The following is a 24,191-nucleotide window of genomic DNA, read 5'->3' as shown; positions in this document are numbered from 1 at the left end:
AAATAGGGGTGACCATTCATGTCTATGCGTGCAAATCGGGTCGCTGAACAGATGAAGAAAGAACTTGGAGGCATCATTGGCCAAAAGTTAAAAGATCCTCGGATTGGCTTTGTCACAGTCACTGATGTTGAAGTGACTGGAGATTTACAACAAGCGACGATTTTTATTTCTGTACTTGGAAATGATGCGCAAAAAGAAGCTACTTTGGCAGGTCTAATGAAAGCAAAAGGATTCATTCGTTCTGAAATTGGACAACGAATCAGACTTCGTAAAACACCTGAAATCGAGTTCGCATTTGATGATTCCGTTGAATACGGTAATCGCATCGAATCATTACTTCGTCAAGTAAACACTGAAGAATGAAAATTGGAGGGAGTCGGTGTCCAAAAGGACTTATCCGATTTCCTCCTTTTGCCTTAAGAAGATAGGAGGGATGGAATGGAAGGGATTCTGCCGTTGTGGAAAGAAAAAGGAATGACATCACATGATTGTGTCTTCAAATTACGAAAAATACTCGGCATGAAAAGGATTGGGCATACGGGCACGTTAGATCCGAGTGTAGAAGGTGTACTCCCCATCTGTCTAGGACAAGCGACAAAGGTCGCTGAATACGTTACAGACGCAGGTAAAGAGTATATTGCTACTGTTTCAATAGGCGCGTCTACAGAGACGGAAGACGCGGATGGAGCAGTCGTCGAGTCGGACGAAACGTTTAAACGAGTCACACGCGAAGAGTTGCTTACAGTTCTACAGCGTTTAACTGGAGAAATCACACAAATTCCTCCTATGTACTCTGCAGTAAAAGTGAATGGTAAAAGATTATATGAGTATGCGAGAAAAGGAATTGAAGTGGAGCGACCCTCAAGAAAAGTGCACATTTATGAAATTGAGCTTTTAGATGATGCTGATTTTTTTGAAGGCGAAGAGTTGCAATTTTCCATTCGCATTGCGTGTGGTAAAGGGACATATATTCGAACGTTATCGGTCCAAATTGGCGAACAACTCGGTTATCCTGCTCACATGAAGAACTTAGTGCGGACCGCATCTGGCAACTTTGTTCAACAGGATTGTATGACGTTAGCGGAAGTGGTGGAACGAAAAGAAAATGGCCAATTGAACAATTTCATTCGACCATTGGAAGATGCGCTCATCGACTTTACTTTTGTGCCACTCGAAGAAGATTTGTATGATAAAATAATGAATGGGCAAGTATTGCCTCAACATAAGTTGCTTTTGCAAAATGATGTGATTGTATTTACTCACAAGGACAAAGCGGTTGCGATTTATCGCAACCATCCGACTAAAGAAGGATTGATGAAACCGGAAAAAATGTTTCCGGTCAATCGGTAAGGGAGAAATTCATGGAAATTCATCGTTTACACTATCCAGACAATTTTCAAACACCTACCGCTGGACCGTTCTCCTTAGCAATCGGTTTTTTTGACGGTTTGCATAGAGGTCATCAGACAGTCATTGAGGCGGCGAAAAGGAAAGCGGAAGAATTGGGGATCCAATCAGCGGTCATGACGTTCGATCCTCACCCGTCCCATCTATTCAAAAGTGGAACGGATAAAGTAGGGTATATAACCCCTTATCGAGAGAAGATTAGACTTCTTCAAGACATGGGAATTGATACATTATTCATCGTCACATTCAATTGGGAGCTCGCATCTTTATCACCAGAAGCGTTTGTTGAATTGTTCATGAAAGGATTAGGCGTCAAACATGTCACAGCTGGTTTCGACTTTACATTTGGTTCCAAAGGTTCAGGCACGATGGAACAGATGGCTGCATTAGCGGACGGAGTTTATGAGACGACGATCATTCCAAAAGTGGAAGCAGATGCACATAAAATCTCCTCGACTAGAATCCGTGAATTGCTTGCTCAAGGTGATGTTGAACATACAGCAAGATTGCTTGGTAGACCGTTTAGAACTGTAGGAACAGTGATTCATGGTGATAAAAGAGGGCGTCAACTCGGGTTTCCGACTGCTAATATCGCATCTGAACCTGAATCCCTTATTCCTTCAAACGGTGTATATGCTGTCCGTGTTTTAGTAGGAACTACTTGGTATGATGGCGTATGTAATGTTGGCGTTAAACCGACTTTCCATAATCCGAACAGAAAAACTCCGACGGTTGAAGTGCACATTATGGATTTTGAAGGAAGTTTGTATGATCAAGAACTCTCTCTCGAGTGGATCGCCCATATCCGTTCTGAGAAAAAGTTTCAGTCAATCGAAGAGTTAATCGAACAAATAGGAAAAGACAAGCATACTGCCAAACAATTATTACATAGGTAATTGCGTAGGAACTGAATTCTTTGTGCATCTTTATTGCATACAACAGCCATGCATGATATGATAAATCAGTGCAATCGCATGAACCTTTCCTTGGCAAGTCGAATCACCAACGATTGCTCGGGATTCGGGGATATTTTATCGATTAGGAGGTGAAAAGGATGGCAATTACACAAGAGCGTAAAAATGAATTGATCACTGAATTCAAAATTCATGAAAACGATACTGGATCTGCAGAAGTACAGATCGCTATCCTTACAGAAGAGATCAACAACTTGAACACGCATCTTCAAGTACACAACAAAGACCACCACTCACGTAGAGGTCTTCTTAAGATGGTTGGTACACGTAAAAGACTTCTTAAGTACTTGCGTGAAACTGATGTTCAACGTTACCGTGATCTTATTGCAAAACTCGGCCTTCGCCGTTAATAAGATGGATATGGAAAGCGGGCCTTGCCCGCTTTTTTTTATTGAATTGATGCGAACGAACTGTCAATAACAAATATTTATGTTATATTTCGCATAAGCGAATCATTTTTGATACACTATGACTAAATACATACTACGTATGGTTGCTTACGTTTGAAAAAAGAGAGGAGTACCATAATGACAGAACAGAAAAAAGTGTACACATATGAGTGGGCCGGGAGACCATTGACGATTGAGACAGGTCAACTCGCGAAACAGGCAAACGGTGCAGTACTTGTCCGTTATGGCGATACATCCGTATTGTCAACAGCGACTGCTTCAAAAAATCCAAAAGCTCTCGATTTCTTCCCTTTGACTGTGAACTATGAAGAGCGCCTTTATGCTGCAGGGAAAATTCCAGGAGGCTTCATTAAACGTGAGGGTCGTCCTTCCGAAAAAGCGGTATTGACGAGCCGGTTAATTGACCGCCCGATTCGACCGTTATTTGCGGATGGATTTCGTAATGACGTCCAAGTAATTTCACTTGTCATGTCAGTCGACCAAAATTGCACATCTGAAATGGCTGCAATGCTTGGTTCTTCACTCGCTCTATCCATTTCGGACATTCCGTTTGAAGGACCGATTGCGGGTGTGCAAATTGGCCGTATCGATGGCGAATTCATCATTAACCCTACACCAGAGCAATTGGAGAAAAGTGAACTGGACTTAGTGGTAGCAGGAACAAAAGATGCTATCAACATGGTTGAAGCTGGCGCGAAAGAAGTGGCGGAAGATGTCATTTTGGAAGCGATTATGTTTGGCCATGAGCAAATCATTAAACTGATTGAATTCCAAGAAATGATCGTTGCTGAAGTCGGAAAAGAAAAGATGGAAATTACGCTATTCGAGTTGGACGAAACATTGCTGGCTGAAGTGAAAGAAAAATGTGAAGCTGAATTGATCAGTGCCATTCAAACAGAAGAGAAGCATGCACGTGAGGAAGCAATCTCTGCTGTGAAAAATGCCGTAATGGAAAGTTATACGGAAGCAGAAGTTGATGAAGAGACATTAAAACAAGTGAAAAACATTTTAGACCACCTCGTGAAAGAAGAAGTCCGTCGATTAATTACCGATGAGAAAGTTCGTCCGGATGGTCGAGGATTAGATGAAATCCGTCCATTATCTTCCGAAGTGGGCATTTTACAACGTACGCATGGTTCCGGTTTGTTCACACGTGGACAGACACAAGCATTGAGTGTTTGTACATTAGGGGCACTTGGAGAAGTACAAATTATAGATGGCTTAGGACTTGAAGAGTCCAAGCGTTTCATGCATCATTATAACTTCCCGAACTTTAGTGTTGGGGAAACAGGTCCAATCCGTGGACCAGGCCGTCGTGAAATTGGACACGGTGCGCTAGGTGAACGTGCACTTGAAGCAATCATCCCTGATGAAAAAGACTTCCCGTACACAATCCGTCTTGTTGCTGAAGTTCTAGAGTCGAATGGTTCTTCATCACAAGCATCGATCTGTGCGTCCACAATGGCGATGATGGATGCAGGTATTCCAATTAAAGCACCTGTAGCTGGTATTGCAATGGGTCTCGTGAAAAAAGGGGACAACTATTCCGTACTTTCCGATATCCAAGGGATGGAAGATCACTTGGGTGATATGGACTTTAAAGTGGCAGGGACAGCTAAAGGCATAACTGCATTACAAATGGATATTAAAATTGAAGGATTGTCGCGTCAAATTCTTGAAGAGTCATTAGCACAAGCGAAAATCGGTCGCATGAAAATCCTTGACCATATGTTAACAAGTATTTCCGCACCGAGAGAGCAGCTGTCTGCGTACGCTCCAAAAATTATTATGATAAAAATCAATCCGGATAAAATCCGTGATGTCATTGGACCTGGCGGAAAAGTGATCAACAAAATTATTGAAGAGACAAACGTGAAGATTGACACAGAACAAGATGGAACAATTTATATTTCTTCACCGAACTCAGAGATGAACGAAAAAGCGAAGACGATGATTGAAAACATTGTCCGTGAAGCAAAAGTAGGCGAATATTATTTAGGGAAAGTGAAACGAATTGAAAAATTCGGTGCATTCCTTGAAATCTTCTCAGGCAAAGACGGCCTCCTTCACATTTCTGAAATTCAAGAAGAACGTACAAAAGCAGTGGAAGATGTATTGAAGATGGGTGATGAACTGCTCGTCAAAGTCATTGAAATCGACAACCAAGGACGCGTGAACTTGTCTCGTAAAATTGTGTTGAAAGAACAAAAAGAAGCTGCTGAAAAAGAGAATAACGCATAATATGAGCTGAATAAAATAAAAGAAAAAGCCCCACTTTGCATCGTGTGAAGTTGGTGGCTTTTTATTCTTTCAAACAGGAAGAGGGGATTCGCAATGCTGCAAAAAAGAAGATGTCTTAATGGTGTAACAATCGTCCATGAAAAAATGCCACATGTTCGCTCAGTTGTTATTGGAATTTGTGTGAAAGTGGGATCTTCGAATGAAACGGCTTCCCAATGGGGACTGTCACACTTCATAGAACATATGTTGTTTAAAGGGACACCTACTCGAAGTGCGAAACAGATTGCGGAACAATTCGATCGGATTGGTGGAGATGTAAATGCGTATACATCAAAAGAAGTGACTTGTTATTCGGCAATCGTTTTAGACCGTTATGCACACCAAGCGATCGATATTCTTGCTGACATGTTTTTCAACTCCACGTTCGATCCGAAAGAAATGGAGAAGGAGAAAGCCGTCATTTTGGATGAAATCGCTTCTGTCGAAGACACACCAGATGATGATGTGGATGAAAGGCTTTGGGGAGTCATGTACCCGAATGATGCGATTGGCCGATCGATTGGCGGCAGTAAGGAAACGATTCAATCCTTTAACCTAGAAATGATTGAACAGTATATGGCGACGTATTATACACCTGAAAATACCGTTATATCGGTAGCTGGCAATTATGATGAAGCGCTTATTCATGCGATTGAACAGCATTTTTCTGCATTCAAAGCAAGGAAGGATACGATTGATCATCCAGTCATACAGCCACCACGCTTTTCAAGTGGACAAACAATGAAGGAAAAAGCGATTGAACAGGCTCATGTCTGTTTAGGTTATCCAGGCTTACCGTTAAAAGATGAGCGATTACACGATCTAATTTTACTAGATAGTATTATCGGAGGAACAATGTCTTCACGTTTATTTCAGCAAATTCGTGAAGAACTGGGGATTGCCTATTCCGTCTTTTCCTACTATTCATCATTTACCTCCACGGGTGCCTTTGTCATTTATGGGGGAACAGCTCCGGAACAAGTGGACACGATGGTGAGATGTATGGATGAAATCATTCTGGACGTTGCGCAAAACGGCGTAACTGATGAAGAATTGCATAATGCTAAAGAACAATTAAAAGGCAGTTTTCTTATAGGACTGGATAGTGCGGAAGCAAGAATGCACCGGAATGCTAACAACGAGCTCATTTTGGGTGAGCATCGATCGATAGATGAGGTCGTTGCATTGATTGAACAAGTACAAGTGACGCATGTAAATCGCCTAGCCCGCGAAATTTTCGTACAGGACCGTGCCACTTCCGTTATCAGTCCTAATAGATAGTGTTCCATAAAAAATAGTCAGTTTTACTGCTCCTTCGACATATGCTGATAAGGGGATATGAAAGGGGGAAGTAGGAATGCTTTTATCCGAAATGGCTCAAAAAGAGTTGATACAAGTGGAGGATGGCGTTCGGTATGGTTTTTTAGCTGATACGGATTTAATTTTCAATCGGAAAACAGGTGCAATTATCGGATTTGAAATTCGAAAGAAATTTAGCCGTTTTCCTTTCCGTAATAAAGAGCATGATACGGTGGAATTCATTCCATGGAGTGAAATTGTATTAGTTGGGGAACATCGGATTCTTTTTGGAAAAACACATAGTATGGGGGACTTTGACATTGAAGAAGACTGATGAAAAATGGTTATTCATTGGAACGGATCAAAGAATGCTAGCATGTAGTCGTCTTATGGAGGAGTGGGGCAACAACACTTTCCATTACGATGGAAACGAGTATTCGGAAGAGTTGGCGTCAATTGTCGATCACTATTCACCCACGCATGTTGTTTTTCCCATTCTACAAATGTCTCATTCAATACCTGTTGAGAAATTAAAACCTCACACGAAGTTATTTACAGGCGTTGCCTCAAAAGATTGGTTGCTTCCGTATGAAGTTGCGGGCAATCCTGTACATTCGTATCTTCATGAAGTGGAGTATGTGTGGGAGAATGCACGGCTGACAGCTGAAGGCTTCTTACTAGAATATTATGCATCGACCAAACGGTTGGTCTTTGGTGAAGAGTTTACAATCGCCGGTTTTGGTAAAGTAGCGAAGGCGACGGCGGATGTACTATCGAAACTTGGGGCATCTGTCACAATATTGGCGAGGTCTGCTGACCAAATCGGTGAAGCTTCGGCATTAGGCTATCAAACAGAACGATTAGAAACTGACACACTTACAATGGACGGAACCCTTATAAACACCATACCGGCTCAATGGTTGCGTGTGAAAGAAAACGATCAGTTTCGTATATTCGATCTCGCTTCGGCACCAGGTTGCCTAAAGGCCAATTCCCCTGATGAATACTATACAATACACCTTGGTTTGCCGGGGAAACATTTTCCAGTCGATGCTGCAAAAGCGTTGGCAGCGGCGCTACTAAGGATGAATAGTCGCTGAAAGGGGAAAAAGATGCTACAAGGAAAGAGAATCGGTCTGGGTATTACAGCCTCACATTGCACATATGATCAGATCTTGCCTGTCATTCAAGAGTTACAAGATCATGGTGCTACTGTTGTGCCTGTAATCACACATTCCGTTTTAACGGCCGCAACACGATTCGGAACAGGTGAAGAGTGGATTCAAAAGATTGAAGCCGCAACAGGAGAGAAAGTAATCTCAACCATTGTAGGCGCTGAACCGTTTGGGCCGAGTTCACCTGTGGATTGTATGATTATTGCTCCAATGACCGGTAATTCCATTAGTAAATTTGCGAATGCAGCGACAGACTCACCTGTTCTGATGGCTGCAAAAGCAACGTTAAGAAATGGAAGTCCAGTATTGCTCGGAATTTCAACAAACGATGCATTAGGTCTAAACGGTCCAAACATCATGAAACTACTGAACATGAAAAATGTCTATTTTATTCCGTTTGGTCAAGATGATCCGCACAAGAAACCGAACTCACTCATTGCTGATTTTACGTTAATGGTACCAGCTGCAGCTGCTGCCCTTGAAAATAGACAACTTCAACCGTTATTAATTATTCATCAATATTAAAAAAATACGAAGCGCATTCAGTAGGAGTATGATATAATTCCTCCAATGAACTTTGTGGTTATAAGGAAAGAGATCGTTACATTAAATTATTTGAATGTATTATTACTCTTTCAATTGCATGTATATCCACAGCATTAACAGATGGGGAAAGGAAGACGATGATGAAAAAAGATAAGTTGAATGTAGCGGTTGTAGGAGCAACAGGTGCAGTAGGAACAAAAATTTTAGAAAAATTATTGGAGCGGGATTTCCCTGCCTCCTCTATAAAAATGCTAGCTTCCAAACGCTCTGCAGGTCAGGAAATCGTCGCAGGTGGTCGTTCGTATATCGTGGAAGAAACAGTTCCTGAATCCTTTGATGGAATTGATATTGCCTTTTTTAGTGCAGGTGGATCGATTTCCCAAAAGTTTGCCCCTGAAGCTGTTAAGCGTGGGGCGGTTGTGATTGATAATACAAGTGCTTTCAGAATGGATGAAGGGATACCTTTAGTCGTTCCGGAAGTAAATGCACATGCACTCAATCAACATGCAGGAATAATTGCGAATCCGAACTGTTCCACCATTCAAATGGTAGCGGCTTTACAACCCGTCAAAGAGAAATTCGGGATTAGTAAAATTATCGTTTCGACGTATCAAGCAGTTTCAGGAGCTGGTGCAGAAGCAATTGATGAGTTAAACGAGCAGAGCAAGCAATTTGAAGACCGTGTGGAAATCGAAGCGCAACTTCTCCCATCGGCTTCTGCAGAAAAACATTATCCCATTGCTTTTAACGTAATTCCGCAGATCGATTTGTTTGGTGATGCAGGATACACACTTGAAGAATGGAAGATGATGAACGAAACGAAGAAAATCTTTGGCGATTCGACAATTGCTGTTTCTGCAACATGTGTAAGACTACCTGTTGTTACAGGCCATTCTGAATCAGTATATATTGAAATTGATCAAGATGATGTGACGGTTGATGTGCTCCGATCAGTTATTAATGAGGCACCTGGTGTTGTATTACAAGATGATCCGGCTTCACAGACATATCCGATGCCGTTATATGCTGAAGGGAAAGATGCAGTGTTTGTAGGCCGGATTCGTAAAGACCCTTCACATCCAAGAGGGTTCCATTTATGGATTGTAGCAGATAATCTGTTAAAAGGTGCTGCGTTAAATTCAGTCCAAATTGCCGAGGAATTAATAAAATCATAATTTGACACAACCTCCATACTTTTATACTCGACCACATTTCACACTAGAGCTTTCAAGTGATTCCTTAGCGGATGCATCCAGAAAAAGCGACGTAAAGGAAGGGTAAGTATGGAACTAGGACAAATAGGCACAGCGATGGTAACGCCATTTGCGAAGAACGGTGCCATTGATTTTGATTTGACAGAAAAGCTCATTGAACATTTAATTGCTACCGGTACAGACTCGTTAATTGTTTGTGGGACAACGGGGGAATCGCCGACTTTGAATCATGTTGAAAAGTCGGCGATTGTAAAATATGCAGTTGAAATTGTCCGCAAAAGAATCCCGGTTATAGCGGGTACAGGCACGTTCAACACAGCTGAGTCAGTGAAATTAACGAAACAAGCTGAACAGTTAGGGGCAGACGGTGTCATGCTCGTCACGCCATACTATAACAAGCCAGACCAAAGAGGGATGGTCGCTCACTTTGCACATATTGCGAGTGAAACAAAGCTACCAATCCTTCTTTACAATATACCTGGTAGATCGGCAGTAAATATGCAGGCCGAAACAGTCATTGAACTTTCAAAGATTCATAACATCCGTGCTGTCAAAGAAGCGAGTGGCAGTCTGGATCAAATGGCTGCTATCATTAACGGAACAGATGCAGGATTTAAAGTTTACAGTGGGGATGATGCACTCACATTGCCGTTAATGGCCGTAGGGGGAGATGGAGTGATTTCTGTTGCTTCCCATGTGGTCGGTTTGGAAATGCAACAAATGATCAAAGCGTTCCAAGCCGGTGATATTACGGAAGCTGCAAAAATGCACAGAATTCTCTTACCGGTATTTAATGCAATTTTTTCGGCTCCAAATCCTGTTCCAGTCAAGTATGCTTTGAACAAACTAGGTATTGAAACGGGTGGTGTACGCATGCCTTTAACGGATTTCGGGAAGGAATCCGAAACATTTGATGCGGTTTGGAATGCATTTAAAAAACACGATATGTTATTACCATAAAGTGAAGCCGGAAGCAGTGTCCGGCTTTTTTTGTTTGTGTACTGAGGGTATTGTCACGTATAATGGAAATTAGTCGTTCTGGACGGGTATTCAACATATTTGCACACGCGATACATGTTCGCAGGTTGACAGCTTGTACAATTATGCAAGTTGTTCAATTGATAGCATACATAGACGGTTTATTATCCATCACCAGTCTTTTTAAACAATGTATAGGAGGAAACAATGTGACAAAAACGAAAAATGAAGTTATTAAAGTAATACCCCTTGGAGGAGTAGGGGAAATTGGCAAAGCGATGTATGTAGTAGAAATTGATGACGAGCTTTTCATTGTAGATGCTGGTCTCATGTTCCCAGAGGGAGAAATGCTTGGCATCGATATCGTCATTCCCGATTTAACGTATATCGAGGAGAATAAAGAGCGGGTTAAAGGAATCTTTTTAACACACGGACACGAGGATGCGATCGGATCCATCGCTTATCTTCTCCAAAAAGTGCAAGCTCCTGTTTACGGATCAAAACTAACACTAGCGCTGGCAAAAGAGCATTTAAAATCAATGCCAGCACCAGCAGGCGTGAAATTTTTTGAGGTTTCCAATAAAAGCCGCATGAATTTCAAAAAGACGCATGTAACATTTTTCCATACGACACATAGCATTCCTGATTCACTAGGTATTGTCTTCCATACGAGTGAAGGAGCTATTGTCCATACTGGTGAATTCAAATTTGACCAGTCTGCGAAAGGAAAATATAGACCGGATATTTCAAAAATGGCTGCTCTAGGCGATGAAGGTGTATTCATCCTAATGTCCGATTCAAATGAAGCTGAAAGACCAGGTTATACGACTTCAGAATCGGTCATTGAAGAGCAATTATCGACAACATTTTATGGAGCAGAAGGACGTTTGCTTGTTGCTTTGTATGCATCCAATTTCATTCGCATTCAACAAGTGTTTGACAAAGCTTTGGAAACAGGGAAAAAAGTAGCTGTTGTCGGAAAGAGCTTAGAAAGCTATTTTGAAGTGGGTATGCGACTTGGGTACTTACAAATCGATGAAGAGATGGTTATTTCAGTTAAGGACATTGGTAAATATCCAGATAACGAAGTCGTCATCATTGTAACAGGGAACAAAGGTGAACCACTCGATGCGTTGGAGAAGATTGTTCGGAAACATCACAAAGACATAAAAATCAAAGATACAGATACAATCCTTATTACGTTCACTCCATCCCCAGGTATGGAAGTTGCCATGTACCAAATGGCGAACGAGTTGTCTAAGGCTGGCGCGAACGTGTTAACAGCGTCGAAAAAAGTTCATGTGTCGGGTCATGGCAGTCAAGAAGACTTAAAGTTAATGTTGAACCTTATGAAGCCTAAATATTTCATCCCGATTCAAGGGGAATATAAAATGCTCATAGCCCACTCAAAGCTGGCACAACAACTTGGATTGCAAAAATCACAAATCTTCATAGCTGATAAAGGGGATATTGTTGAGTATAAAAATGAAAAGATGCGAATGAGCGGACGAGTTCAAGCTGGAAACATCCTTATTGATGGCATTGGAGTCGGAGATGTTGGCAATATCGTATTAAGGGATCGCAAACTTCTATCGCAAGACGGTATCTTCACGGTTGTCGTTACGTTAAGCCGTAGACAGAAAAAAATTGCTGCAGGACCGGAAATTGTTTCGAGAGGTTTTGTTTATGTGCGTGAATCTGAGGAGCTTCTTGAAGAGTCTAGAAACTTAGTTCGCAAAATAGTTGAGAAATATGTGAATAAAGATACGTTCGAATGGACAAACATAAAACAAGAAATCCGTGATACATTAAGTTCTTATTTGTTCCAACAGACGAAGAGAAGACCGATGATCATACCAATTATTATGGAGTATTAATTAACTTGCATGAGCAAATGATAACCTAACCACATGATATACAACAAAAGGATTTCCAAGCCGACCGTACGGCGGGAAATCCTTTTTCTGAAAGGAGGAGGAACATGTCTAAAAAATCGAAGAAGAAAAAAAAGGCCGCCGCTGCTAAAAAGAAAAAAGATGGACCACATCCATTAGTATTTGAAGTGGCGGGACTGACGATGATTGGACTCGCTATTATTATCATATTTGAATTCGGAATTGTAGGTAGGGGTCTATCGTCTTTTTCTAGACTGCTATTTGGGAATTGGCATAGCGCAGTTCCATTCTTATTAATTGTTCAAGCATTATTGTTCATGGTGAAAAGGAAGTCAGTTGGGTGGAAGAATCGAATTGTAGGTGGCAGTCTTTTTGTGCTTGCTAGTCTGTTGCTTTTCAGTCACATCCATTTATTTAAAGAGTTATATGAAAGCAAAGTGTTGATGTCGAATTCTGCGATTAAAGAAACATGGAAAGTGCTCATTACCAATGATGGAATCAGTTCTCGTAGTGGTGCATTAGGTGGAGGACTTGCCGGAGCGATGTTGTTTGCGCTTTTTCATGCGCTATTTGATTCCGCAGGTGCGACGGTAGCAGGTGTGCTCTTACTCATTATCGGCCTGATTTTACTGACAGGTAAAGCATTGGTTCCTTATATTGCTGAAAACTATCCGAAGGTAAAAGAAGTCGTTCAAAAGAAAATGAAGAGAAAGCCTACACCGACTAAAACAGCAAACAAAACGAATGCAGATCAAATGAGTAGAATTCAACATAAAAAGAAGAAGCAACAAGATGATGACGAACACGTAGAACAAGTTTCTGCAAGCGTTGAGACGGTAGAAGTGGTCTCAAAGCCCATTATTTCAGCATTTAACGAGAGAGTTCACGCGGAGCCGTCAGTCGAGCAAGCTCAAACTACTCGTCATAACAGCAGCGATTCGAAAGACACGAAAGTTGAACAAAAAGAACCTGCTGACATTTCAACTTATTCAGGTGTTGAAGGGGAGGAAGAAAATGAATCGTACATCTTACCACCACCTTCATTGTTGCGACAAACACCATCGAATGATCAATCTGCTGAATACGATTCCATTCATGCAAATGCACAAAAACTTGAAAGAACGTTTTTAAGTTTTGGTGTTAAAGCTACTGTTACACAGGTTCATTTAGGGCCAGCAGTCACAAAATATGAAGTGCTGCCTGATACAGGTGTAAAAGTGAGTAGAATTGTAAGTTTGGCTGATGATATTGCATTAGCATTAGCTGCAAGCGACATTCGTATTGAGGCGCCAATCCCTGGGAAGTCTGCAGTTGGAATTGAAGTGCCCAATCATGCAGTAGCCATCGTCAGCTTACGTGAAGTTATTGAAGCAAAAGAAAACAACCGACCGGATGCTAAATTGATGATTGCTCTCGGTCGTGATGTCACTGGTCAAGCAATGATGACAGAGTTGAATAAAATGCCTCACGTGCTCGTAGCAGGCTCCACGGGAAGCGGAAAAAGTGTTTGCATAAACGGTATTATCATTAGTATTTTGCTTAGGGCTAAACCACATGAAGTAAAATTGATGATGATTGATCCGAAGATGGTGGAATTGAATGTCTACAACGGTGTTCCGCATTTGTTAGCACCGGTTGTGACAGACCCTCGAAAAGCGTCCGTTGCGTTAAAGAAAGTCGTGTCCGAAATGGAACGAAGGTACGAGTTGTTTTCACATACGGGAACACGGAACATTGAGGGGTATAATGAACATATTGAACAATGGAATCTTGAAAACGAAGAAAAACATCCACGCATGCCCTATATTGTTGTTATCGTCGATGAATTGGCGGATCTCATGATGGTGGCATCGAGTGATGTGGAAGATTCCATTACAAGATTGGCTCAAATGGCACGTGCCGCAGGAATCCATTTGATTATTGCGACACAGCGACCTAGTGTGGACGTCATTACGGGAATCATTAAAGCGAATATTCCTTCACGAATCGCTTTTGCGGTATCATCAGCAGTCGATTCGAGAACGATATTAGATGGAGCCGGTGCAGAAAAACTCCTAGGAAGAGGAGATATGCTCTTTTTACCTGCTGGTGCTTCGAAACCTGTGAGGGTGCAAGGTGCTTTTGTGTCCGATCAGGAAGTCGAAGCGGTTGTCGACTTTGTCATTGAACAGCAAAAAGCACAATATCAAGAAGAAATGATTCCAGGGGAAGTGGAAGAGGTTCAAGCATTTGAGGAAACTGACGAATTGTACGATGACGCTGTGCAACTTGTTATCGAAATGCAAACTGCTTCCGTTTCCATGTTGCAGAGACGATTCAGAATCGGTTATTCACGCGCTGCAAGAATTGTCGATCAAATGGAGATGAGAGGAATTGTCGGTCCACCTGAGGGGAGTAAACCGAGACAAGTTCTTGCGACAAGAAATGAAACAGACAGTCATGTATAAAATCTTCATACATTCCCATGTCGGATACACGAAATTGAATTTATTGCCTTCAGGTAGGGACCCCTCTATGAACGTCTTGCATACGTCAGGCTATAGAAGGATTATTGCGTTGCATTCTTCAGTAAAAAGAAGGTATGGAAATCATGACAAAAGAAGTACTTTTTCAAGAAATTTTAGCTGAAGATGAAAATATATGAAATCAGCTGTTTATTTTGTAGCATGGAAATGATATAGTATGAAAGATTGGTATAGTCGTTATACATCAGAGGTCTGACCTCTTCAGGGGGGATTTACATGCTGGTGAAGACAGATCAAAGACATTTATATGTACAAGTAATTGAACGGTTGAAAGAAGACATTGCTTCTGGCGTTTTTCGAGAAAATGAAAAATTCCCCTCCGAATTTGAACTTGCACGTAATCTTGGTGTTAGTAGGGCGACGCTTCGAGAGGCATTGCGCGTCTTGGAAGAAGAGAAAATTATTATTCGTAAACATGGGGTCGGTACATTTGTAAACCCTCGTCCAATTTTTTCTTCAGGTATCGAACAATTATCCAGTATATCCTCTATGATACGGGACGCTGGAATGAAACCAGGTACGATTTTGTTGGAAGTTCAAGAAAGCATTCCGGCAGAGGAATTGATTCGGAAATTTGATTGCGAAAAAGAGGATAAGCTTGTTACAATTAGAAGAGTACGAACAGCTGACGATGATCCTGTTGTGTATTGTGTGGATCACGTACTGTCAAAAAATCTTGAATTAGGTACAGAAGTGTTACAGAACGAATCCATATTCGATTCAATAGAAAAATCAGGACGCATACGAATTGTCCAAGCCATCGCCAATATCGAACCAATTGGGTATGATGATGAGGCATCGAACATTTTAAGATGTGGTGTAGATATTCCACTTCTAGCGCTCATCCAGTATCATTACAGTGAGGAAGGCGAAATGGTCCTGTACTCAAAAAATTACTTTAGAGCTGATAAATTCAGCTTCCATGTAGTCCGGAAAAGGGTATAAGAAACAGAATGGAATGCTAGGAAACGTCATCCAACTTAATGGGAGTCTTCCTAAGTGGTGAGTTCCGTCAAGAAGGAGCCAGGCATTTCCTGCTTCCAGTCTGTTCTTTAACGACGTGCAAACGTCATATTTATATACCAAAATATAAAAAACAGGGAGGGTCCAATCAGTGAGCAAACGTAAATACGGTCTTGCATTATCATTGGTTTTAGCGGCAGGTACGTTACTTGGTGCATGCGGTACGGACAAAGACAAAGACAAAAATACTTCATCTTCAACTGGCGGTAACGAATCTGATTTCTCAATCGCCATGGTAACGGACGTCGGTGGTATTGACGACAAATCGTTTAACCAATCAGCATGGGAAGGTATTAAGAAGTTTGGTGAAGATAACGGTTTAGCTGAAGGAGATGGCGGTTACGCATACCTTCAATCTAAAGACGATTCTGATTACACACCAAATTTGAATGCGCTTACGCGTCGTGACTTCAATCTGATTTTCGGTGTAGGTTTCTTGATGGAAGATGCAATCGGGACAATTGCAAGTCAACAACCAGACACTCATTATGCAATCATTGACGGTGTCGTTGAACAAGATAACGTTGCTAGCATTTTGTTCAAAGAGCAAGAAGGAGCATTCCTTGCTGGAGTAGCAGCAGCATTGATGACAAAAGAAGACAAAATCGGTTTTATCGGCGGAATGGAGATTCCGGTAATTGAGCGTTTCGAAGCAGGATTTGTTGCTGGTGTAGCAGCAGTTAAACCTGATATTAAGGTAGACGTGAAGTATACAGGTTCATTCGACAAAGCGGAATTAGGTAAAGCGGCTGCTGGTCGTATGTACTCTTCAGGCATCGATATCATTTTCCATGCAGCTGGTGGAACAGGTAATGGTGTATTCGCAGAGGCGAAAGAACGTAAAGAAGCTGATAAGAATGCAAACGTTTGGGTAATCGGTGTTGACTCCGACCAATACGATGAAGGTCAAGTGGGCGATGAAAATATTACATTGACTTCAATGTTGAAGCGTGTAGACGTTGCTGTACAAGATATCTCTAAACTTGCTCAAGAAGGAAAATTCCCAGGTGGAGAGACAAAAGTTTATGGGCTACATGATGATGGTGTTGCGCTAGCAGACTCTCGTGGTGCGATCCCACAAGATGTATTGGATCAAATCGAAGAGTATAAAAAGAAAATTGCTGACGGGGAAATTGAAGTCCCTGAAACAACGAAATAATGAACTGAACAACGAAGGCCGGTTGATGCCGGCTTTTGTTGTTTACGAGTTGAAATCCACGACAAATTAATAGAGTAAAAGGTTTATTAAAGACAAACCTTTTATTGTGTTAATTTTAATGCTATGCAACCTAAATAATATTATTGGGCAAGGAAGTGAATCCATTGGAATATGTCATTGAGATGTTGAACATTACGAAGAAATTCGGGAATTTTCGTGCGAATGACAATATTACCCTTCAATTAGAAAAAGGGGAAATACATGCGTTATTAGGTGAGAATGGCGCAGGTAAGTCAACATTGATGAATGTCCTGTTTGGGCTATATCAGCCTGAAGAAGGTGAAATACGTGTCAATGGAAAAAAGGTAAACGTGACGAATCCAAATGTTGCAAATGACCTGGGAATCGGTATGGTGCACCAGCATTTTATGCTTGTCGAGAATTTGACTGTAACTGAAAATATTATCTTAGGCAATGAACCGAAAAAAATGGGTGTTGTCAACATTAAAAAAGCTGCTAAAGATATTGAAGAGATTTCAAAGCTATATGGGTTAAATGTCGATCCATATGCCAAAATCGAAGATATTTCTGTTGGTATGCAACAACGAGTAGAGATTTTAAAAACGCTTTACCGTGGGGCAGACATCCTCATTTTTGATGAACCGACAGCATCATTGACACCTCAGGAAATCCAGGAATTGATCGCGATTATGAAAAAACTGATTACAGAAGGTAAATCCATTATTCTAATCACACATAAGTTACAAGAAATTATGGATGTAACGGATCGTGTGACTGTCATTCGAAAAGGCCAAGGCATCGGAACCGTCATTACTGCTGAAACAAATCCAGAAGAACTGGCAACGTTAATGGTCGGTCGACAAGTGACATTTAAAACGGAGAAAATCCCTCCAAATCCTCAGGGAGAAGTTTTAAAAGTTGAAAATCTTGTAGTGACAGATAATCGTGGAATTGAGCGAGTAAAAGGTTTGAATCTTTCAGTTCGTAAAGGTGAAATTGTCGGATTAGCAGGAATTGATGGCAATGGCCAATCAGAATTGATAGAAGCGATTACAGGATTGCGTAAAACAAAAAGCGGACATATCTCGATTAACGATCAAAACATTACGGGAATGAAACCTCGAAAAATTACCGAAGCAGGTCTTGGCCATATCCCTCAAGATCGTCACAAGCACGGTCTTGTATTGGAGTTCTCTGTTGGTTACAATGCGGCTTTGCAAGAATATTATCATGAACCGTTTTCTAAAAATGGTGTTATGAACTATAGTTCTATTTCCGAATATGCAAAAAAAATCATTGCGGAATATGATGTGCGAACGCAAGGTGAATCCGAACCTGTACGTGCATTGTCGGGAGGAAATCAACAAAAGCTCATCATAGGTCGCGAAGTTTCACGTGATCCGGATTTACTGATTGCTGCACTTCCAACCCGCGGATTGGATGTAGGAGCGATTGAGTTTATTCATAAGCGACTAATTGAACAAAGAGATAATGGAAAAGCGGTTTTTCTAATTTCTTTCGAACTGGATGAAATTATGAATGTTTCAGATCGAATTGCCGTTATCCATGATGGTAAAATTGTTGATACGGTCATTCCTGCTGAAACGTCTGAACAGGAACTCGGCCTTTTAATGGCTGGTCATTCTAAAAGTGACCAAGCAAGTAATCACATTGAGGGTAATGAAATAGGTGGTGGTCACGATGTCTAATCGACTCATTAATGTACTTGTACCTGTTGTTTCAATCATTCTTGGTTTATTGGTTGGAGCACTTGTCATGTTATTCAGTGGGTATGACCCTGTTCAAGGGTATATTGCACTATGGAACGGGATTTTTGGAGATTCGTATGCTATTGGTGAAACAATTCGTCAAATCAGTCCATATATATTAGCAGGTCTTGCAGTAGCTTTTGCATTTAGGACCGGTCTTTTCAACATCGGTGTGGAAGGGCAATTGATGGTCGGTTGGTTTGCAGCAGCATATGTAGGCTATGCATTTGAATTGCCTATGTACATTCATTTGCCGTTTGCCCTATTGGCGGCAGCGTTGGCAGGAGCGTTTTGGGGGCTTATCCCAGGCTTGCTAAAAGCAACACTTAGAGTGCATGAAGTAATCGTAACCATTATGATGAACTACATTGCCCTACATGTTGTAAATGCGCTCATCAAAACGGTTTCTGACGGCGGCTTCAAAACAGAAAAAATTCAACCAACCGCTTCGCTTCGTTCGGAATTTCTATCTAATTTAACGGATTATTCCACGTTGCATTATGGGATATTCGTTGCGCTGGCGATGGTAATCGTCATGTGGTTCATATTAGAAAAAACGAAAACAGGTTTTGAATTGAAATCTGTCGGTTTCAACGAAAACGCTTCGCAATATGCCGGTATGAATGTGAATAAAAATATCGTTTTAGCAATGCTCATCTCAGGAGCATTTGCTGGACTTGGTGGAGCGATGGAAGCTTTAGGGACTTTTGGTAATATGTCTTCTCGTGGTGGATTCACAGGCATCGGTTTTGACGGAATTGCCGTTGCCCTATTAGGTGCGAACTCTCCATTAGGTGTTATTTTCGGTGCATCATTGTTCGGTTCTTTAAAATATGGTGCGAACAATATGCCAAATGCTGCAAATATTCCTTTGGAAATTGTCTCCATCGTAATTGCTCTTATTATTTTCTTTGTTGCCTCAGGATACATCATCCGTGTAGGTTTGCAACGGCTGAATAAGAAAAAGGAGGCGAAGTGACATGAGCTTTTTGGAAGTTCTCTATTTTATCATCCCTACTTCAATCGCTTATGCAGCCCCTCTAATCCTTACCGCAATTGGCGGCGTTTTCTCGGAACGATCTGGTGTCGTCAATATCGGACTTGAAGGCTTGATGGTTATGGGGGCGTTTGTCGGTATCGTTTTCAATTTGGCGTATGCTGACGTTTTCGGTAGTTGGACGCCATGGATTGCATTACTCGTAGCAATGCTTGTATCTGCTATCTTCTCTTTAATGCATGCTGTCGCTTCAGTCTCTTTCAGGGCCGACCAAGTTGTATCTGGTGTAGCGATCAATATGCTAGGAATTGCGATTGCACTATTCTCAGTGAAAATGATGTTTGATAAAGGTCAAACAGATTTTATCCAACATAAAATACCGCGGGTGAACATCCCGATCTTACAAGATCTTCCGATTATTGGTCCAATGTTCTTTAAGTCGGTTTATGGGACGTCTGTTTTAGCCATTACTGTTGCAATAATTGCTTGGTTCGTCATTTATAAAACGCCATTCGGATTGAGGCTTCGTTCTGTTGGGGAACATCCGATGGCAGCCGATACAATGGGTATCAATGTAACGAAAGTCCGTTATACGGCAGTCATCATTTCCGGTGGCTTAGCCGGAATCGGTGGAGCGATCTATTCCCAAACAATGACGGGGGATTTCGGTCATGCAACGATAAACGGACAAGGTTTCATGGCGCTAGCTGCTATGATTTTTGGTAAGTGGCATCCAATAGGTGCGATGGGTGCAGCATTATTTTTTGGATTTGCACAGACACTGGCAATCAGTGCCGGATCAATTGATATTGATTTCATTCAAAAAATACCAACCGTTTACTTCCACATTTTACCGTACGCATTGACAATTCTTGCACTTGCAGGATTTATCGGAAAAGCAAACGCGCCAAAAGCGAATGGGCAACCTTATATTAAAGGGAGCAGATAAGTTTCTGAAAAACCACTTAGATGTCATTGTTGCGTCTAAGTGGTTTTTATTGTTTAGACAGATGGTAAAATGCGTTTATTTTGCCATGTATCTGTTCCGAAATGTATAGTGAAGTAAGGTATTCGTATAATAAGGAAAAACGAGGTGCTTTCATATGTTTACGAAATTTGAATTGCAACAAGGTGTACACTTATACATTCGTAAGACAAACCAATTTAAAACAATTACAATGTCCTTTAAATGGACAAGTACATTAGAGGAAAAACAGGCTGCTCATCGAGCTGTATTATCGAACGTTATGCAAGATTCAAATGCAATGTATCCAAAGCAAAGTGATTTACGAAAAGCGATGGATGAATTGTATGGATCAGTCTTCTATATGGATGCGGGTAAACGAGGAAGTGCACATATCGTCTCATTAAATATGGAGTGCGTAAACGATGAATATCTATCGACGACTGGGTTATTCGATGACGTACTCGAAATGGTACATGCGGTTATTTTTAAACCGAATTTATCGAATGGGCAATTTGATGAGTCCATTGTAAATCGTGAAAAACGGTCTGTAATCGAACGAATTAAATCCGTTTATGATGATAAAACTCGATATGCACAAAAGAGAATGTTAGAGATTATGCGACCTAATCATCCTGCCAGTATTTCTTCAAGCGGCACTGAGCAACACGTTTCGCAAATCACAAGTGCTTCCCTCGTAGAGGCTTATGACAAAATGATTAATGAAGATGTAATAGACATCTATGTTGTCGGTGATGTGGATGAGCAGGCACTTGTTGAAAAAATTAAAAACATGTTCTCCTTTACCGCAAGAGAGGATGTTCGCAAACCGTTCGAAGTGACCATTGAAGAGAAAGAGCCTCAAAAAGTATTTGAAAAACAAGACATGAAGCAAGGTAAACTCCAAGTTGGATATCATACTCCTGTGTTGTTCCATCATGATGATTATCCGAAGATGCAAGTAACCAATGGTGTGTTAGGGGGCTTTGCACATAGTAAATTATTTATGAATGTTCGTGAGAAGGAAAGTATGGCTTACACGATCAATAGTATATACGGAGCATACTATGGCATTTTGTACGTAATGGCCGGTATTGATGCGAACTTGGAGGAAAAAGCGGTTACAATGATTGAAGAGCAGCTAGCAGCCTTAAAGAAAGGTGATGTGACGTCCCTTGAATTAGAACAAACGGTCGCATTGCTGTCAAATAGCATTCGGAGCGCGTTCGATTCAGCCCGAGGTCAAATTGAAGTGTACGATCAATACAAACAAGTTGATGAGCATTTCACCGCGGATAAATTAATTCAAAAATGGCAAGCGGTGACCGTACAAGATATCCAGGATATGGCATCCAACATTCAATTAGAACTTATTTACTTGCTATCAGGAAGAGAGGCGTAACGAATGGAAAAACTCTATTTTGATCATTTGCAGGAAACGTTATATCACGAACAGTTAGAAAATGGCCTACATGTATATATATTACCAAAACGTGGCTTCTCGAAGACGTATGTTACATTTACAACGAAATACGGTTCGATTGACAGGACATTTATTCCTCGAGGGAAAAATGAGTTCGTTACGGTTCCTGATGGGATTGCGCATTTTTTGGAGCATAAGATGTTTGATAAAGAAGATGGTGATGTCTTTCAGAAGTTTGGTGTATTAGGTGCTTCGGCAAATGCATTTACTTCTTTTACCCGCACTTCTTATTTGTTCTCAACGACTGAGAATTTGTATGAAAGCACGAAAGTTTTATTGGATTTTGTGCAAGAACCGTATTTTACAAAAGAAAAGACAGACAAGGAAAAGGGAATCATTGCACAAGAAATTACGATGTATGATGACAATCCAGATTGGCGTAGCTATTTTGGTACAATTCAAAGTATGTATCAAAACTATCCTATCAACATTGATATTGCTGGAACGGTTGATACGATCCAAGAGATTACGGCTGAACATTTGTATATGTGTTATGAAACCTTTTACCACCCTTCCAACATGGCAGTTTTCGTAATAGGGGCAGTCGATCCAGAAGAGATGATGACGTTTATTCGAGAAGACCAAAAGAGCAAGCGTTTTTCAGAGCCTTTAGAAATTGAACGGAAGTACCCTGAAGAGCCGATGGAAGTAAAAGCGCCGAAAACTGTGCTTGAGATGGATGTACAAAGACCAAAATTCAATTTCGGGATGAAATGTAGTAACACTGCCATTGAAGGCGACGAAATGTTGCGCCAAGATTTAGCAATTAACGTAGTATTGGATATTCTTTTCGGACGAACATCTGACTTTTACACTAAAGCGTATGCAGAGAACTTGATTGATGAAACATATAGTTATGATTTTACGTTTGAAAAAGGTTTCGGGTTTGCTATGGTCGATTCTGATACTGAACATCCTGAAGCGTTGGAAGCATTAATCCGCTCGACATTACGCGCGCAAAAAGATGAATGGTCGATTACTGAAGAAGACTTACATCGCTCTCGTAAACGGAGAATTGGCCAATTTATGCGCTCGTTGAATTCAATCGAGTTTATCGCTAATCAATTTACGCAATACAACTTTAATCAGATGAATTTGTTTGATGTTGTTCCAGCTTTAGAAAAGATGACGTTACAAGATTTGCAAGATGCATTTGCCACGATTAACGATGAAGCAGGTCATTCAGTAATGACGATCGTGCCAGGATCGAAAGGGAAGTAACGAATGAGACGATATGCAGTTGTTCTCGGAGCATCGGGAGGAATCGGGCAAGCCATTTGCCGAGAACTTGCTAAGGATGGTTGGTCGTTATACATGCACTACAACCGTCATGAACAAAAGATCCTTCAATTGCAACAAGAACTTGCGCAACAATATGAAGCAGGGGAATTCAACATCGTTCATGCGGATTTTTCCACAGGAAATGCTGCCGATCATGTAACTGCTAACGTCGGTCATGTTCAAGCAGTCATCGTTGCATTAGGTCAATCCCTTTACCAATTAGTGTCGGATACGACAGCCGAACAGATGGACGAATTGTGGCATGTTCATGTGCGAAATCCTGCTGCCTTTATTCGTGATATCTCTCCCCAACTGCGCAGCTTTCCTGTTTCGTATGTCGTATTTATCGGGTCGATTTGGGGGGACACTGGCGCAGCGGGAGAAGTGATGTACTCCGCTGTCAAAGGCGCTCAGCATGCTTTCGTCAAAGCTTATGCGAAAGAGGCGGCGTACTCAGGAATTCGTGTAAACGCAATTGCACCAGGCTGGATTGATACGGAAATGACTGAACAATTGACAGTAGAAGATAAACAACTTGTCATGGAAGAAATTCCATTACAATCTACGGGGAACCCAAGTCAAGTGGGTGCACTAACAAGTTTTCTAGTGAGTGGAAAAGCCGATTATATGACAGGAGAAGTTGTCAAGTTGAATGGCGGATGGTATATCTAAATGCAAAAAGGGAGACAATTTTCTCCCTTCACCTTTTTTCCTTTTCATCGACAGTTGAATCCGCTATGATAGAACTAAGTTACGTTTTGTACGTCCTATACGTATAAGCATTTCCAAAG

Annotated in this window: 21 protein-coding genes; all 21 read left to right on the top strand. The window is 41.2% G+C overall.

The window, feature by feature from the left end:
• The first annotated feature begins 18 nt into the window (after positions 1-18).
• The 21 genes from rbfA (at position 19) to ymfI (ending at position 24,072) form a co-directional block, all read left to right on the top strand.
• Entirely contained in the window at positions 19-363 is a 345-nt protein-coding gene (gene rbfA / locus QT711_RS00990; protein WP_317941620.1) for a 30S ribosome-binding factor RbfA, read from the top strand.
• A 75-nt stretch (positions 364-438) separates the two neighbouring features.
• The gene (gene truB, locus QT711_RS00985) at positions 439-1,350 is read left to right on the top strand and encodes a tRNA pseudouridine(55) synthase TruB (RefSeq protein WP_317941619.1); all 912 of its coding nucleotides are present in this window, start codon (positions 439-441) and stop codon (positions 1,348-1,350) included.
• Positions 1,351-1,361: 11 nt separating this feature from the next.
• Positions 1,362-2,303 carry a bifunctional riboflavin kinase/FAD synthetase gene (locus tag QT711_RS00980; protein WP_317941618.1) on the top strand — a complete coding sequence of 314 codons (942 nt, stop codon included), beginning with the start codon at positions 1,362-1,364 and terminating at the stop codon, positions 2,301-2,303.
• A 158-nt stretch (positions 2,304-2,461) separates the two neighbouring features.
• Positions 2,462-2,731: a 30S ribosomal protein S15 gene (rpsO, locus tag QT711_RS00975; protein WP_317941617.1), complete on the top strand. Its 270-nt coding sequence runs from the start codon at positions 2,462-2,464 to the stop codon at positions 2,729-2,731.
• Between the two features lie 177 nt (positions 2,732-2,908).
• Complete coding sequence (gene pnp, locus QT711_RS00970; RefSeq protein WP_317941616.1) at positions 2,909-5,032, top strand: polyribonucleotide nucleotidyltransferase; 2,124 nt, start codon at positions 2,909-2,911, stop codon at positions 5,030-5,032.
• 93 nt (positions 5,033-5,125) lie between these two features.
• Positions 5,126-6,352: a M16 family metallopeptidase gene (locus QT711_RS00965; protein ID WP_317941615.1), complete on the top strand. Its 1,227-nt coding sequence runs from the start codon at positions 5,126-5,128 to the stop codon at positions 6,350-6,352.
• Between the two features lie 76 nt (positions 6,353-6,428).
• On the top strand, positions 6,429-6,704 hold the full coding sequence (locus QT711_RS00960) for a YlmC/YmxH family sporulation protein (RefSeq protein ID WP_317941614.1): 276 nt from the start codon (positions 6,429-6,431) through the stop codon (positions 6,702-6,704).
• Positions 6,691-7,470, top strand: coding sequence for a hypothetical protein (locus QT711_RS00955; protein ID WP_317941613.1), 780 nt, complete (start codon positions 6,691-6,693; stop codon positions 7,468-7,470). The genes QT711_RS00960 and QT711_RS00955 overlap by 14 nt, the downstream gene beginning before the upstream one ends.
• Positions 7,471-7,482: 12 nt before the next feature.
• A complete protein-coding gene (locus tag QT711_RS00950; RefSeq protein ID WP_317941612.1) occupies positions 7,483-8,070 on the top strand; it encodes a dipicolinate synthase subunit B in 588 nt (195 codons plus the stop codon).
• A 158-nt stretch (positions 8,071-8,228) separates the two neighbouring features.
• Positions 8,229-9,266: an aspartate-semialdehyde dehydrogenase gene (locus QT711_RS00945; protein WP_317941611.1), complete on the top strand. Its 1,038-nt coding sequence runs from the start codon at positions 8,229-8,231 to the stop codon at positions 9,264-9,266.
• Between the two features lie 108 nt (positions 9,267-9,374).
• Positions 9,375-10,265 carry a 4-hydroxy-tetrahydrodipicolinate synthase gene (gene dapA, locus QT711_RS00940; protein ID WP_317941610.1) on the top strand — a complete coding sequence of 297 codons (891 nt, stop codon included), beginning with the start codon at positions 9,375-9,377 and terminating at the stop codon, positions 10,263-10,265.
• A 227-nt stretch (positions 10,266-10,492) separates the two neighbouring features.
• The gene (locus QT711_RS00935; protein WP_317941609.1) at positions 10,493-12,160 is read left to right on the top strand and encodes a ribonuclease J; all 1,668 of its coding nucleotides are present in this window, start codon (positions 10,493-10,495) and stop codon (positions 12,158-12,160) included.
• A 104-nt stretch (positions 12,161-12,264) separates the two neighbouring features.
• Positions 12,265-14,625: a DNA translocase FtsK gene (locus QT711_RS00930; RefSeq protein ID WP_317941608.1), complete on the top strand. Its 2,361-nt coding sequence runs from the start codon at positions 12,265-12,267 to the stop codon at positions 14,623-14,625.
• Between the two features lie 294 nt (positions 14,626-14,919).
• The gene (locus QT711_RS00925) at positions 14,920-15,648 is read left to right on the top strand and encodes a GntR family transcriptional regulator (protein WP_317941607.1); all 729 of its coding nucleotides are present in this window, start codon (positions 14,920-14,922) and stop codon (positions 15,646-15,648) included.
• Positions 15,649-15,817: 169 nt separating this feature from the next.
• Positions 15,818-16,885, top strand: a complete 1,068-nt coding sequence (locus QT711_RS00920; RefSeq protein WP_317941606.1) for a BMP family lipoprotein — start codon at positions 15,818-15,820, stop codon at positions 16,883-16,885.
• Between the two features lie 164 nt (positions 16,886-17,049).
• The gene (locus QT711_RS00915) at positions 17,050-18,615 is read left to right on the top strand and encodes an ABC transporter ATP-binding protein (protein ID WP_317941605.1); all 1,566 of its coding nucleotides are present in this window, start codon (positions 17,050-17,052) and stop codon (positions 18,613-18,615) included.
• A complete protein-coding gene (locus tag QT711_RS00910; protein WP_317941604.1) occupies positions 18,608-19,654 on the top strand; it encodes an ABC transporter permease in 1,047 nt (348 codons plus the stop codon). Before QT711_RS00915 ends, QT711_RS00910 begins: the two co-directional genes overlap by 8 nt.
• Position 19,655: 1 nt before the next feature.
• Positions 19,656-20,621 (top strand): ABC transporter permease, encoded by a 966-nt coding sequence (locus QT711_RS00905; protein ID WP_317941603.1) that lies wholly within the window; start codon positions 19,656-19,658, stop codon positions 20,619-20,621.
• 154 nt (positions 20,622-20,775) lie between these two features.
• A complete protein-coding gene (gene yfmF / locus QT711_RS00900; protein ID WP_317941602.1) occupies positions 20,776-22,038 on the top strand; it encodes an EF-P 5-aminopentanol modification-associated protein YfmF in 1,263 nt (420 codons plus the stop codon).
• Between the two features lie 3 nt (positions 22,039-22,041).
• On the top strand, positions 22,042-23,340 hold the full coding sequence (gene yfmH, locus QT711_RS00895; protein WP_317941601.1) for an EF-P 5-aminopentanol modification-associated protein YfmH: 1,299 nt from the start codon (positions 22,042-22,044) through the stop codon (positions 23,338-23,340).
• A gap of 3 nt (positions 23,341-23,343) precedes the next feature.
• Positions 23,344-24,072, top strand: a complete 729-nt coding sequence (gene ymfI, locus QT711_RS00890; protein WP_317941600.1) for an elongation factor P 5-aminopentanone reductase — start codon at positions 23,344-23,346, stop codon at positions 24,070-24,072.
• Positions 24,073-24,191 lie beyond the last annotated feature (119 nt).

It is taken from the genome of Sporosarcina saromensis (genome assembly GCF_033253735.1).
Taxonomy (GTDB): Bacteria; Bacillota; Bacilli; order Bacillales_A; family Planococcaceae; genus Sporosarcina; species Sporosarcina saromensis.
Note: the sequence above shows the minus strand (reverse complement) of the source record. Positions and strands in the feature narration are given on the sequence as shown.

Bases quoted from the DNA above. Each gene is read 5' to 3' on its own strand.
- rbfA (WP_317941620.1), top strand. From the start codon at position 19: ATGTCTATGCGTGCAAATCGGGTCGCTGAACAGATGAAGAAAGAACTT.
- truB (WP_317941619.1), top strand. From the start codon at position 439: ATGGAAGGGATTCTGCCGTTGTGGAAAGAAAAAGGAATGACATCACAT.
- QT711_RS00980 (WP_317941618.1), top strand. From the start codon at position 1,362: ATGGAAATTCATCGTTTACACTATCCAGACAATTTTCAAACACCTACC.
- rpsO (WP_317941617.1), top strand. From the start codon at position 2,462: ATGGCAATTACACAAGAGCGTAAAAATGAATTGATCACTGAATTCAAA.
- pnp (WP_317941616.1), top strand. From the start codon at position 2,909: ATGACAGAACAGAAAAAAGTGTACACATATGAGTGGGCCGGGAGACCA.
- QT711_RS00965 (WP_317941615.1), top strand. From the start codon at position 5,126: ATGCTGCAAAAAAGAAGATGTCTTAATGGTGTAACAATCGTCCATGAA.
- QT711_RS00960 (WP_317941614.1), top strand. From the start codon at position 6,429: ATGCTTTTATCCGAAATGGCTCAAAAAGAGTTGATACAAGTGGAGGAT.
- QT711_RS00950 (WP_317941612.1), top strand. From the start codon at position 7,483: ATGCTACAAGGAAAGAGAATCGGTCTGGGTATTACAGCCTCACATTGC.
- QT711_RS00945 (WP_317941611.1), top strand. From the start codon at position 8,229: ATGATGAAAAAAGATAAGTTGAATGTAGCGGTTGTAGGAGCAACAGGT.
- dapA (WP_317941610.1), top strand. From the start codon at position 9,375: ATGGAACTAGGACAAATAGGCACAGCGATGGTAACGCCATTTGCGAAG.
- QT711_RS00930 (WP_317941608.1), top strand. From the start codon at position 12,265: ATGTCTAAAAAATCGAAGAAGAAAAAAAAGGCCGCCGCTGCTAAAAAG.
- QT711_RS00925 (WP_317941607.1), top strand. From the start codon at position 14,920: ATGCTGGTGAAGACAGATCAAAGACATTTATATGTACAAGTAATTGAA.
- QT711_RS00910 (WP_317941604.1), top strand. From the start codon at position 18,608: ATGTCTAATCGACTCATTAATGTACTTGTACCTGTTGTTTCAATCATT.
- QT711_RS00905 (WP_317941603.1), top strand. From the start codon at position 19,656: ATGAGCTTTTTGGAAGTTCTCTATTTTATCATCCCTACTTCAATCGCT.
- yfmF (WP_317941602.1), top strand. From the start codon at position 20,776: ATGTTTACGAAATTTGAATTGCAACAAGGTGTACACTTATACATTCGT.
- yfmH (WP_317941601.1), top strand. From the start codon at position 22,042: ATGGAAAAACTCTATTTTGATCATTTGCAGGAAACGTTATATCACGAA.
- ymfI (WP_317941600.1), top strand. From the start codon at position 23,344: ATGAGACGATATGCAGTTGTTCTCGGAGCATCGGGAGGAATCGGGCAA.